Source organism: Nitrosovibrio tenuis (assembly GCF_900109785.1).
GTDB classification, from domain to species: Bacteria; Pseudomonadota; Gammaproteobacteria; order Burkholderiales; family Nitrosomonadaceae; genus Nitrosospira; species Nitrosospira tenuis_A.
Genome location: NZ_FOBH01000001.1, coordinates 548,677 through 560,895 on the forward strand (window position 1 = coordinate 548,677; position 12,219 = coordinate 560,895).

At 53.5% G+C, this 12,219-nt stretch carries 11 protein-coding genes; 5 read left to right on the forward strand and 6 right to left on the reverse strand.

Annotated features, from left to right (window positions below; all coding sequences use genetic code 11):
* Positions 1–68: 68 nt before the first annotated feature.
* From adk to BMX00_RS02380, 5 genes are all read right to left on the reverse strand, one after another.
* Positions 69–722 carry an adenylate kinase gene (gene adk, locus BMX00_RS02355; RefSeq protein WP_090826665.1) on the reverse strand — a complete coding sequence of 218 codons (654 nt, stop codon included), beginning with the start codon at positions 720–722 and terminating at the stop codon, positions 69–71.
* 293 nt (positions 723–1,015) lie between these two features.
* On the reverse strand, positions 1,016–3,817 hold the full coding sequence (locus BMX00_RS02365; protein WP_090826669.1) for a valine--tRNA ligase: 2,802 nt from the start codon (positions 3,815–3,817) through the stop codon (positions 1,016–1,018).
* 133 nt (positions 3,818–3,950) lie between these two features.
* Positions 3,951–4,313, reverse strand: coding sequence for a hypothetical protein (locus BMX00_RS02370; protein ID WP_090826671.1), 363 nt, complete (start codon positions 4,311–4,313; stop codon positions 3,951–3,953).
* A gap of 111 nt (positions 4,314–4,424) precedes the next feature.
* Positions 4,425–4,847 carry a DNA polymerase III subunit chi gene (locus tag BMX00_RS02375; RefSeq protein WP_090826673.1) on the reverse strand — a complete coding sequence of 141 codons (423 nt, stop codon included), beginning with the start codon at positions 4,845–4,847 and terminating at the stop codon, positions 4,425–4,427.
* Positions 4,848–4,863: 16 nt separating this feature from the next.
* Positions 4,864–6,369, reverse strand: a complete 1,506-nt coding sequence (locus BMX00_RS02380) for a leucyl aminopeptidase (RefSeq protein ID WP_090826675.1) — start codon at positions 6,367–6,369, stop codon at positions 4,864–4,866.
* Between the two features lie 198 nt (positions 6,370–6,567).
* Between BMX00_RS02380 and BMX00_RS02385 the strand changes: the two genes are divergently transcribed.
* The 4 genes from BMX00_RS02385 to BMX00_RS02405 all read left to right on the forward strand — a co-directional run bounded on the left by BMX00_RS02385 (position 6,568) and on the right by BMX00_RS02405 (position 10,803).
* Positions 6,568–7,071, forward strand: coding sequence for a methylated-DNA--[protein]-cysteine S-methyltransferase (locus BMX00_RS02385; RefSeq protein ID WP_090826893.1), 504 nt, complete (start codon positions 6,568–6,570; stop codon positions 7,069–7,071).
* Positions 7,058–7,969 carry a site-specific tyrosine recombinase XerD gene (xerD, locus tag BMX00_RS02390; RefSeq protein ID WP_090826677.1) on the forward strand — a complete coding sequence of 304 codons (912 nt, stop codon included), beginning with the start codon at positions 7,058–7,060 and terminating at the stop codon, positions 7,967–7,969. Before BMX00_RS02385 ends, xerD begins: the two co-directional genes overlap by 14 nt.
* 319 nt (positions 7,970–8,288) lie before the next feature.
* Positions 8,289–9,815 (forward strand): alkaline phosphatase family protein, encoded by a 1,527-nt coding sequence (locus BMX00_RS02400; protein ID WP_090826681.1) that lies wholly within the window; start codon positions 8,289–8,291, stop codon positions 9,813–9,815.
* Positions 9,816–10,137: 322 nt separating this feature from the next.
* The gene (locus BMX00_RS02405) at positions 10,138–10,803 is read left to right on the forward strand and encodes a YiaD family glycine zipper/OmpA-like lipoprotein (RefSeq protein WP_090826683.1); all 666 of its coding nucleotides are present in this window, start codon (positions 10,138–10,140) and stop codon (positions 10,801–10,803) included.
* A 278-nt stretch (positions 10,804–11,081) separates the two neighbouring features.
* Here the strand turns inward: BMX00_RS02405 and BMX00_RS02410 are convergent, their stop codons facing one another.
* Positions 11,082–11,483: a YbaN family protein gene (locus BMX00_RS02410; RefSeq protein WP_090826684.1), complete on the reverse strand. Its 402-nt coding sequence runs from the start codon at positions 11,481–11,483 to the stop codon at positions 11,082–11,084.
* Positions 11,484–11,706: 223 nt separating this feature from the next.
* Between BMX00_RS02410 and BMX00_RS02415 the strand changes: the two genes are divergently transcribed.
* Complete coding sequence (locus BMX00_RS02415; protein ID WP_090826686.1) at positions 11,707–12,171, forward strand: FKBP-type peptidyl-prolyl cis-trans isomerase; 465 nt, start codon at positions 11,707–11,709, stop codon at positions 12,169–12,171.
* Positions 12,172–12,219 lie beyond the last annotated feature (48 nt).

Here is a 12,219-nt window from a genome sequence, read left to right on the forward strand (position 1 = left end):
TTCGCGATTAAAAGGCGGGTAATACTGAAAGACTAAAAGCTCAAATCCCGCCAGGACTTTGATTGAAGTTATTTCAGTGACGCGAAAATGGCATCACGGATATTTTCAACCGATCCGATCCCCGCTACTTTTACATATTTGGGGGCACCCTTTCCGCCATGAGCTGACCATCTGGCATAGTATTCTACCAACGGTTTAGTCTGAGCGTGATAGATTTCCAGCCGTTTTCTTACGGTTTCCTCCTTGTCATCGTCGCGCTGGATCAGCGGCTCGCCGGTTACATCATCCCTGTTATCCAATTTGGGAGGGTTAAATATCATATGATAAATACGGCCCGAACCGGGATGCATGCGGCGACCCGACAGGCGCCTGATGATTTCTTCATCGGACACGTCAATTTCAATAACGAAATTGATCGGTACGCCAGCGGCCTTCATTGAGTCCGCTTGCGGAATGGTGCGAGGGAATCCATCGAAGAGAAAACCTTTCCTGCAGTCCGGCTGCGCGATACGGGCTTTAACCAGGCCAATAATGATATCGTCGGATACAAGGCCGCCCGCATCCATGATTCTTTTGGCCATGATGCCGAGTTCGGTACCCGCCTTCACAGCGGCGCGCAGCATATCGCCGGTAGAAATCTGCGGAATGCCGAAATATTCCTTAATGAAATTGGCTTGGGTGCCTTTACCCGCCCCGGGGCCACCTAATAAGATGATTATGATTGTTTCCCCCTTTCTCTTTCCGTAAATCTCCGCCTTTATAAATGCAGAGCTAGAGGTATTTATTTGTTTATCTGGTGATTATAACGCAGGCAAGCCGGTTGCTTGAATTTTTTACTGGCAATCCCTTCTGTTGCTTATGTGCTTTTTATGTTTCTTGCCGCGGTAGCTTCGCTTTTCTACAAGCGCTTGCGGGACAGTTGCCAGACCTTCGGGATATTCCTCGCGGGCGGGGACGTATGCAGGTGCGGCGTTTAATTTGCAACCGGAATCATCGTCGGTAAAAACAGCCATGCTCAGCCCAGTTTCCGCAGCTGTTCTTTCACCTTTTGCAGCGTTGCGCCGAAGCTTGCAAGCCGCTCTTTTTCCTGCTCCACCACCCTGGCCGGTGCGCGCTCAACAAAGCTGGTATTGCCAAGCTTGTTTTCCGCTTTAACGATTTCGCTCTCGATGCGAGCGATTTCCTTGGCCAGGCGAGCGCGCTCCTCTTCTTTATCCACTTCGATTTTCAGCATCAATCTGAACTCGCCGACGATTGCGACCGGCGCCTCGGCGTCGGGCAATTCATCCATGATTTCAACAGCGGACAGCTTAGCCAACGCCACCAGGTAAGGGGTAAATTCAGCAAGTGCCTGCGCGTTTCCCGCGGTAAACAGAGGCACTTTTAACGCTGGGGATAGATTCATTTCTCCGCGCAGCGTGCGGCAGGCGTTAATCATGTCCTTGAGTAAAGCGATATGTGCGATGGCGTCTTCGCTGATTTTCATAGGGTCGGGTTCGGGATAGGGCTGGAGCATAATGCTCGGACCCGTTTTCCCGGAAAGCGGCGCGACGTTCTGCCACAGTTCTTCCGTAATGAAGGGAATGATAGGATGGGCAAGCCGCAACGCTGCTTCCAACACCTGCACCAAAGTATGGCGAGTAGCGCGCTGTACGGATTCAGTACCGCTATTCAACTGTACCTTCGCAAACTCCACGTACCAGTCACAGTACTCGTCCCAGACAAATTCATAGATTTCTCGTGCCGCAATATCGAAGCGGTAGTCATGGAAGGCCTGCTCCACCACGCTTTCCGCATGTTGCAGGCGGCTAATGATCCACTTGTCGGTGTCCAGATGTGCCAGTGGCTGTGCATAAACGGGCTGTACGTCCAAATCTGCAACCAACCCCGTATCTTTTCCCGTGCAGTTCATCAATACGTAACGCGTAGCATTCCACAGCTTGTTGCAGAAATTCCGATAACCTTCGCAGCGCTGCATATCGAATTTAATATCACGGCCATGTGAAGCGAGGCTGGCAAAGGTGAAACGCAGCGCATCGGCGCCAAATGCGGGAATGCCGTCGGGGAATTGCTTGCGCGTGAGTTTCTCGATGGATTCCGCCTGCCCGGGATTCATCAGGCCGGTCGCACGCTTGAAAATCAGTTCCGGTAACGTAATGCCATCGATGAGATCCAGCGGATCCAGCACATTGCCCTTCGATTTGCTCATCTTGTGGCCTTCCGCGTCGCGGATCAGCCCGGTTATATAGACTTCCCGGAACGGCACCTTGCCGGTAAAGTAGAGCGACATCATGACCATGCGCGCGACCCAGAAGAAAATGATGTCAAAGCCGGTGATCAGAACGGACGTAGGCAAAAACATCTTGAGCTCTGGCGTTTCATCAGGCCAGCCGAGCGTGGAGAACGGCCAGAGCGCGGACGAAAACCAGGTATCCAGGACATCCTCATCCTGCATGAGCTTGTGTGCGCCAGCCTGGCGTTGCGCTTCCTTCAAATCATGCGCGACAAAGATATTTCCGTCTTCGTCATACCATGCGGGGATGCGGTGGCCCCACCACAATTGGCGGGAAATGCACCAGTCCTGGATGTTTTCGAGCCATTGGTTGTAGACGTGGCTCCAGTTTTCCGGAATGAACTTTACATCGGCACCTGCCACTGCCTCCAGTCCGCTCTTGGCAAGACCTTCCATTGCTACATACCATTGGTCGGTAAGCATCGGCTCGATCACCGCATGGGTTCGGTCGCCCCTCGGGACCATCAGCTTGTGCGGCTTTGTTTCAACCAGAAACCCTTGTTGTTCCAAGTCCGCGATAACCTTCTTGCGAGCGTCAAAACGATCCAGGCCTTGATACTCGACAGGCGCAAGATCGTTGATCCTTCCCTCCAGTGTGAAAATGTTGAGGGGAACGAGTTTATGCCGTTGTCCCACCTGATAGTCGTTGAAATCATGCGCGGGAGTGATTTTGACGCACCCAGTGCCGAACGCGGGATCGACGTAGGGATCGGCAATAATGGGAATGTTTCGTTCGCATAACGGCAGGCGCGCATGGCGGCCGATCAGATGACGGTAACGTGCATCGTCCGGATGCACGGCGACCGCCATATCGCCCAGCATGGTTTCGGGGCGGGTCGTGGCGACGATCAATCCATCTGCCTCTTTCTCATCCGGGATCCCGCCTGCAATTTTTTCGAGCGGATACCGGATGTGCCAGAGAAATCCTTCTTCCTCCACCGATATCACTTCCAGGTCGGATACAGCGGTTTGCAGCACCGGATCCCAATTGACCAGGCGCTTGCCCCGATAAATGAGGCCATCGCGATAGAGCCGCACGAAAACCTCGGTCACGGCCCGTGATAATTCCGGATCCATGGTGAAACGCTCACGCGACCAGTCGCATGATGCACCCAACCGCCTCATCTGGCGGCTAATGGTGGAGCCCGATCCCGCTTTCCATTCCCACACGCGCTTGACGAATTCTTCGCGCCCCAGGTCGCGCCGGTCGATATTTTGCTGATCCAGTTGGCGCTCCACCACAATCTGGGTGGCGATCCCGGCATGATCCGTGCCTGGCTGCCATAACGTATTGTAGCCGCGCATACGGTGATAACGGATAAGCGCGTCCATCAACGTATGCTGAAAGGCGTGCCCCATATGCAATGTGCCGGTCACATTGGGAGGGGGCAGCATAATGCAATAAGCAGGAACCCCTTCAGCCCCTGCGTTATTCGAAAGTGGCTTGAAATAGCCGGCCGCTTCCCAAACTGAATACCAATGGTTTTCGATGGCGCGGGGGTTGAAGCTTTTTTCAAGTTCCATATATCTATCAAAGACTTGCATTAAAACCGGCCATTATAGCGGAAGAGGAAGCGCCGGCAGGGCGGTAGGATCGAAAGCTTTATGAAATGGTGGCTTCGGCACAGCTCTCTAGTCTGAGGTAACCGCGAATGGCTCAGAGGCCGAACAGATGACTTTCCAGCGCGTGTACAAGCGCTTTCCGCGCAACTGGATCCAGGTCGACACCGGCATCATTGAGCGCAGAATCCAGGATTTGGCCAAGCAAGGAGGTAATGTCAGACTGAGGCAAGAGCATCGCCGGAGTGATATGAACCGTTTCAGTGAGCGTCGGAATATTGTCGTTCGCTGTCAGTGGCACGTCCATGCTTCCCGTAATTGAGCTGGGATATGCCGCCGCGCCGCCCGCTGCTGCCATTGTAGCTGAGGATTTGCGTTTGTGTTTTTGCAGTAACGCCTCCAATTTGCTCACGATCTCATCATATTGGGCTTCCTGAGAGACGTCATTGCCATTTGTCATGTGGATATCCCGGTTTCGCTAAGGGGATGGTAAGGAGATCATAAGGAGGTTATAACGGACCGAGAATAATGGATGAACCGGACGATTTCTTCGAATCAGAGTTAACGATTACTATTGCCAGCCAAGCTTGTGATGGCGAATTTCATATCCCCGGTCCTGGTAAAAACGGTACCGTTTTCGTGCCGCCTCAGTATCTTCCGGTCTTGTTCCGGCAATTTCGATCAAGCGGCGGAAGCGACTGAAAAAAACGGGATTCTCTATATCCAGGTTGAGCAACACTTCATCATGGGGGAGCTTGGTGGCCTTGTGGCCCAATATGACCGGGGTAACATTGACCAACTTATCGTCAACCCGGCAGTGCGGGATAAAATCCGTTGGAGAGAAGGTCCACAGAAGATTATCCAGTTGTTCGACCATCACGAGGTCGGGTGTGTAGATCATTATTCTGAAACCCTTGCGAACAACCTTCGTGATGAGGCGGCACGCGACATCCAACCTATCGCCACCGCCAGAGTAGAAGTCGATTTCAGTCATGCTATTCAAATCGACGTCAGGTTTTCCTTAATGACCGGTCAATCAGAAATTGGGTCAACAAAGGTACCGGTCGGCCGGTAGCGCCTTTCTCCTTGCCTGATTTCCATGCGGTGCCGGCAATGTCCAGGTGAGCCCACCGGTATTTCCTGGTGAAACGCGAAAGGAAGCACGCGGCCGTAATGGTTCCGGCAGCGCGCCCGCCAATATTGGCCATATCGGCAAAATTACTTTTGAGCTGCTCCTGGTAATCTTCCCATAATGGCAGGCGCCAGGCAGGGTCGGCCGCTCGCCCGGAGGCATAAAGCAATTCCTCAGCCAGTTTCTCATCTGTGCTAAGAAGGCCCGATGCGACATGACCGAGCGCAATGACGCAAGCGCCCGTCAGGGTCGCGATGTCTATAACGGTCTCCGGTTCATAGCGCTCGGCATAAGTCAGTGCGTCGCACAAGATGAGCCGTCCTTCAGCATCGGTGTTGAGAATTTCCACGGTTTGCCCCGACATGCTGGTAACCACGTCGCCAGGTTTGGTGGCATTGCCGCCCGGCATATTCTCAGTGGTGGGAATGACACCGACGACGTTCAGGGGGAGCCGCATTTTTGCGATTGCGCTAATGGTGCCGAGCACGCTGGCTGCGCCGCACATGTCGTACTTCATTTCATCCATTTCCGACGCCGGCTTCAAGGAAATGCCGCCTGTGTCAAAAGTGATACCCTTACCCACCAGTACGACAGGTTTCTCTTTCTTTGGCCGTCCCCAATATTCCAGGGCAATCAGCTTCGCGGGCTGATGGCTGCCGCGGGCAACGGCGAGCAGCGCACCCATGCCGAGCTTTTCCATATCCTTTTGTTCGAGGACAGTAGCCTTGAGTTTGTGGGTCTTGGCCATACCCACTGCTTGCTCCGCCAGATAGGTTGGGGTACAGATATTAGGCGCAAGGTTGCCTAGATCTTTAGCCAGATTCATACCCTCCGCGATGGCAAGCCCCTGCTGTAGGGCTTCTTCGCTCCCGGCAAGCTCCGTCGCCCCGCCCGCGTTGACAGCGCGCAACGTGACTTTGTGCAGGCGGGGTTTGGTTTCCTCCACTTTACTTTTAAGCCGATCGAAGCGATAGATGGTTTCCATGGCTACAATCGCGGTTTGTGAGACTTTCCAGGCGGTGTCGCGGTCCTTGACTGGCGTCTCGGTCAAAAACAAGGCCGCCTCAGCGGCGCCGGTCTCATTCAGTGCCTTAAAGGCGGCACGTACCGCGTCGCGATACCCCTTTTCGGTTAGCTCTGACTCTTTGCCAAGCCCCACCAGCAATACGCGCTCGCACGGCGTGTCGGGAATGTTATGCAACATGAGCGTGGAGCCTGCCTTGCCTTCCATATCGCCGCTGCGCAATATGGCGCTGATATAACCGTTGGCGATCGTGTCGAGAGCCTCCGCAGGTTCGCTCATTTTACGCGGCTCAAATATACCCACGACCATGCAGGCACTGCGTTGCTTCTCCAGACTTCCCTTTTTTATGCTGAATTTCACCGCGTACTCCTTAATTCAAGGTCTTGCCGACGACTTGCTCAAACCGGATAATGGCCGATTATCGCCGGACTGTTCGCATAAAGTCAAAGCGGGCAAAAAATTATTGACGCGCTATGGTAAACCGGCTCGCAACCAGTCCTGTAACAGGCCCGCCTCGTAGCCCTGCTAGGTCGAGCCGATGCCGATACATAAATGATCATGAGTAAATCAAAGGCCAACCTGACGATGCAACCATCGGCTGATTATCAGGCGAAGCTCGCTACGCCGTTTGCCGTGCTCGGTCTCCGCATCGACGAAGACTGGCTGACGGATATTGAATATCTGCCCATCGATACCCCTACACTTGCGCCGCAAAACATTCTTGCGAGAGAGATTTGCGATCAATTACAAGCGTATTTGACCGATCCGCGCTTCATATTCGATCTGTCGATGCATATTGGTGGCACGATTCATCAGCGCCGGGTATGGCGTACCATTCAGGATATCCCCAGTGGCACAACGCGCAGCTATGCCGATATCGCTGCGCAGTTGCATTCCGCTCCTCGTGCCGTAGGACAGGCATGCGGCGCCAATCGCCTTCCCATCATTATTCCCTGCCATCGCGTTATTGCCAAAAGCGGGGGGTTGGGCGGCTTTATGAATGCGAGTGACGGGATCCCGCTCGCCATCAAGCGCTGGCTATTGCACCATGAGCGTGTCTGAGCTTGATATGGCGTTACTGGACGAATTCCTGGACGTCCTGTGGTTGGAAGATGGCCTGTCGCGCAACACGCTGGACAGCTACCGCAGTGATCTGCAACAGTTCGGAGAATGGCTTGGCAAACCGAAACAGAATGACAGCGCATTCATCGCTGCAATGCATTCCGACCTGCTCGGATTTCTTGCCCAAAAGGTTTCCGCCAAGGTCAAAGCCAGCACGACCAGCCGCGAGCTTTCCAGCTTAAAGCGGTTCTACCGTTTTTTGTTACAGCAGGGAAAAGTTCAGGCTGACCCCAGCCTCAACATCGATTCACCCAAACTACCGCGCAGTCTGCCTGTCAGCCTGACCGAAGCAGAGGTTGAGGCATTACTTCATGCGCCTGATGTCCAACAACCGCTGGGATTGCGCGACCGCACCATGCTCGAGGTATTGTATGCCAGCGGTCTGCGGGTGTCAGAGCTCGTCAGCCTGGAAGCTGGGCAGATCAGTTTGAGCATGGGTGTTGTAAAGGTTATGGGAAAGGGCGGAAAGGAGCGCCTTACACCTTTGGGTGAGGAGGCGCTGGAATGGGTAGTCCGCTACGCCAAAGAAACTCGGCCAGGCTTACTGGGCGAAAAGCTGAGCAATGCGCTGTTTGTAACCGCTCGAGGCTCCGCCATGACGCGCCAGGCATTCTGGTATCTGATCAAACGCTATGCCCGCCAGGCTGGCATAGCCAAGCTCCCTTCGCCCCATACGTTGCGTCATGCTTTCGCTACACATCTCCTCAATCACGGAGCCGACTTGCGCGTGGTGCAACTGCTGTTGGGCCACGCGGACATTTCCACCACTCAAATTTATACTCACGTGGCGCGGGAACGGCTGAAGCGGATCCATGCCATGCATCACCCACGCGGATAATGCAACGGCAGTATTCCGTAGTGGGTATTCCGATACTCATTTGAGCATTCTCTTTCCTATCTTCCGTTGCTGACGTTTTGGCGCTTGATTCGATCATAAGCAATACAAGCCATGTTGCATGTCACCCCTCTCGTCACACCGCTCATCTCGAGCTTTGCTATCAATACTAGGAAGCCGAAGCAAAAGGTGGCAAAAAAGGTGCAATCAGCATAATAGTTCTTAAAGATTAACCCGAGATCGTACTCGCCACGAATAATCGTAATACACATGGAGTAGGGTGACACCTCCCACAGTTGTACCCACCCCAAGGAGGATCCCCATGCAGTTTCGCAAGATTACCCTGTCGCTGTTGGCCTCATCCGCCCTAGTGATATCCGCTAACCTCTACGCCGGCGAACACAGCGAACATCATTTTCCCACGGAGCATCATGTCCGGCATGTATTGCTGATTAGCGTGGATGGCATGCATGCAATTGACGTCGAGAATTACATCCGGACACATCCGGGTTCAGCGCTGGCAACGTTGAGTCAGCATGCTGTACGCTACACCAACGCATCCTCGTCGAAACCATCCGACTCGTTCCCTGGCCTATTGGCACTCGTTACGGGCGGATCACCGAGCTCGACGGGAGTTTTCTACGACAACAGTTACGACCGAACTTTCTTTGCACCGGGCAAATGCGGCGGTACTCCAGGAACCGAAGTCGTACTCGATGAAACCATTGATAATGCTACCAATGACGGTATCGACCCGGCCAAGCTGCCGTTGGGGCCCGACTGCAAACCGGTATTTCCGCATCAGTTCGTAAAAGTGAATACTATCTTCGAAGTCATCAAGAATCACGGCGGCCGCACAGCATGGGCAGATAAGCATCCTGCTTACGATCTGGTGAATGGACCATCCGGAAAAGGCGTGGATGATCTGTACACACCGGAGATAACGATTGTCAACGGTTTTGACGCAACGTTTAGCGTTGTGACCGCCGCTGCGAACGACAAGCTCAAGGTCGATGCCGTAATTAACGAAATTCGTGGCTTCGATCATAGCGGAACAAAGAATGTCGGTAAGCCGACCATTCTTGGGATGAATTTCCAGGCTGTCAGCGTTGGACAGAAAATCGCATCAGACAACGATCCCCGACCGCAGCCCAATCTGAAAGGAAAGCGCGGCGGCTATATCGATGCATTGGCCACACCCTCAGAAGTTCTGGCTTTTGGGCTCGATCAAACGGATGCTTCCTTGGGCAAAATAGTGAAGGCACTGAGGGACGAGGGGATCTACGATTCGACCCTAATGATCATTAGCGCCAAGCACGGTCAAGGCCCAATAGACCCGGTTAAAGTTAACAAGATTGGTACATTGGAAGACAAAGTCAGCCCAGCAATCGCTGGCATGTTCGCCAAGATTACAGATGATGACGTTGCGCTTATCTGGCTGAAGGATCAAAGTCAGACCCAGGCGGTAGCTGATTATTTGCGTGCCAACCAGACAGCCCTTAACATACAGGACGTGCTTGCCGGCGATTTGCTGAAACTCAGGTTCAACGATCCCCTCATCGATAGCCGAACACCGGATATTATCGTGCTGCCCACTCCCGGCGTCATCTTCACCACGTCGTCGAAAAAGATCGCGGAACACGGGGGCTTTAGCAATGACGATACCAATGTCGCGCTCATCGTATCGCATCCCGGGCTATCGAAGAAAGTGGTAAAGTCGCCGGTTGAGACCATGCAGGTGGCCCCAACGATTCTTGAAGCGTTACGCATCGATCCTGAAGAACTACTTGCAGTGCGCAAGGAAAAAACAACCCCGTTGCCAGCGCTTCGCGGCGATGACCGGGAGTGATGACCCGCGGCTCATTCGTTTAACATAGCGGGCAGCCGCATCAGCCATAGGCAGGGGCTAACATGGCGTCATCGCGAGCAGCCGTGATGACGCTTTCTCTTCGTTCGGTTGTCGTTCTTTCAAAAGAATTTAAGTGAATAACTCAGGTCCGCGAAAATGGACTGGCTTCTTCGTCGATAGATAGAAGATATTCTGGCTTATCATTGGTTTTGGTAGCTACCCGCGTCGACTTTGGCATCTCTTATCTCCTCTGCTACAGTTATAGTTATAAATAGCAGGAGTCATTCCTACCAGAAGAAGTTAATACAGACGAGGAGAGATCATGCGTAATCAGTTGGCAACTATTTCCGTAGCAGCGATCTTGGTGCTGAGCGGTTGCGCCACACCCGAAATGAGTCCAAGAACCCGCGATACGGCCATTGGGGCGGGAGTAGGCGCGAGTGCGGGAGCATTGATCGGGGCAATCGCGGGCGGAGGGAAAGGGGCAGCGATTGGCGGGGCTGCCGGCGCTGGCCTGGGGGCCATTGCGGGCAATGTGTGGTCCCGAAAAATGGAAGAGCAAAAGAAGGAAATGGAACAAGCCACCGCAGGCACTGGCGTGCAGGTAGTCAGGACGTCCGATAATCGCCTGAAGCTGGATATACCAAGCGATATTTCCTTCGATACGGGCCGCGCAGAGATCAAATCTGATTTCAAACCGGTACTGGATAGCTTTGCAACAAGCCTTACCAACAATCCTGGCACGCGGGTGAGCATTATCGGCCACACGGACAGTTCAGGTAGCGATGCCATCAATAACCCGTTATCGCTCAACCGTGCAGCCAGTACGCGCGACTATCTGGTGAGCCGGGGGGTGTCCGCCAGTCGCATTAATATTGATGGCCGGGGCTCACGTCAGCCTCTTGTGGCGAATGATACGCTTGCGAACCGGGCTAAAAACCGTCGTGTTGAAATCTTTGTGGCTGAACCACAGGCTGCTCCACAATAAGAGCGTACGTGAATAAGAGCGTACGAAAATGCAGCGTTCGCGGTAAGGGATGATGACACTACCCTTTAGCCATTTTTCCCCGCGCTTTCTGTTTGTGGGGTGACCGGGTCCGGCGCTTTACCCACCGAAAAATCTTCGGATGGATCCATGAATGGATGGATGGGTGTTCGAGATACGCTGCTTCGTCATTCGGTCGCGGCTCCGCTTCATCGGGTGCTGCCAAACAGGCTGCAACTGGGCCGTCGGAGACAGTTCAGAATCTTCCTCATCATTTCTCCTCATCCCGCATCGGTATCCCTCACGGGTATGCGCCAGACAAATACGGCCAGGGCGACACCCAGTACGGCTAGCATCCCCTGATGCCACCCAGAGGGCATGAAGAGCATGGAGCTGCCGAATGACAGTGCCAGCAACAGGTACACCCAGCGCTTGACCTGACGGCGAATGCTGCGGTGCTCGACCCACTCGTGGATAACGGGTCCGGCGATGCGGTTGGCCAGGAGCATGTCATGGAAGCGCTTTGAACTACGTGCGAAACATGCGGCCGCCAGGAGGACAAAAGGAGTCGTCGGTAATACTGGCAATACGATGCCCACCACAGCCAGTATCAGTGCGGCAAAACCACCGACTAAATAAACGGCACGTATTAACCGTGAATTATGTATCCTTGCCGAAGTCATCCTGACTCATCCTTGGTTTCATCCGTGCCTCATCCCTAAATCCCCTCGTCTTTTCCCCACGCCTGCCTCCTTTTAATCCATTGCCAGCTCCGGTCGCATGCTCAGATCCTCCCGGTAGCGATAAGTTGTCATGATCGCATCTCGACACAGATTACCCGGGTATAATGCGATTCTTGCCCGCTGTAGCTTGCGCTCCGCGGACTTATTTATTATTGAGGTAAACATGTTTAGAGTAAATATGCTGATCAAACTGAGCATGGCCATATTTGGCATGACTCTGTTGTCTTCCGGTGCATTTTCTGAAACCAATAAAGGAGCGGCCAGCGTGACCGAGCTTATAAAAAAGGATACAAAGGTTGGGACTGGCGAAGAAGCCGTCGTCGGCAAAATGGTTGAAGTGCACTATACCGGCTGGCTTTATGATGAAGCCGCACCGGATAAGAAGGGCGCGAAGTTCGATAGTTCGCGCGACCGTGGCGCTCCTTTTTCGTTTTTGCTTGGAGCGGGGCGCGTAATTAAAGGCTGGGATCGGGGTGTTGCGGGGATGAAAGTTGGAGGACAGCGCACTTTGATTATCCCCCCGGCAATGGCTTACGGCGCGCACGGGGCAGGGAACGTTATTCCTCCGAACGCGGCATTGATATTTGATGTTGAGTTATTGGGCCTGCGGCAAGGCTCTACGCATTGAATTCGTTTTTAAATATGCTCCGGCTTCTCAAACAGTATTCTGCGGGGA

Coding starts and splice junctions, on each gene's coding strand:
- BMX00_RS02365 (WP_090826669.1), bottom strand. CDS start 3,817: ATGGAACTTGAAAAAAGCTTCAACCCCCGCGCCATCGAAAACCATTGG.
- BMX00_RS02370 (WP_090826671.1), bottom strand. CDS start 4,313: ATGACAAATGGCAATGACGTCTCTCAGGAAGCCCAATATGATGAGATC.
- BMX00_RS02375 (WP_090826673.1), bottom strand. CDS start 4,847: ATGACTGAAATCGACTTCTACTCTGGCGGTGGCGATAGGTTGGATGTC.
- BMX00_RS02385 (WP_090826893.1), top strand. CDS start 6,568: ATGAGTAAATCAAAGGCCAACCTGACGATGCAACCATCGGCTGATTAT.
- xerD (WP_090826677.1), top strand. CDS start 7,058: ATGAGCGTGTCTGAGCTTGATATGGCGTTACTGGACGAATTCCTGGAC.
- BMX00_RS02400 (WP_090826681.1), top strand. CDS start 8,289: ATGCAGTTTCGCAAGATTACCCTGTCGCTGTTGGCCTCATCCGCCCTA.
- BMX00_RS02405 (WP_090826683.1), top strand. CDS start 10,138: ATGCGTAATCAGTTGGCAACTATTTCCGTAGCAGCGATCTTGGTGCTG.
- BMX00_RS02410 (WP_090826684.1), bottom strand. CDS start 11,483: ATGACTTCGGCAAGGATACATAATTCACGGTTAATACGTGCCGTTTAT.
- BMX00_RS02415 (WP_090826686.1), top strand. CDS start 11,707: ATGTTTAGAGTAAATATGCTGATCAAACTGAGCATGGCCATATTTGGC.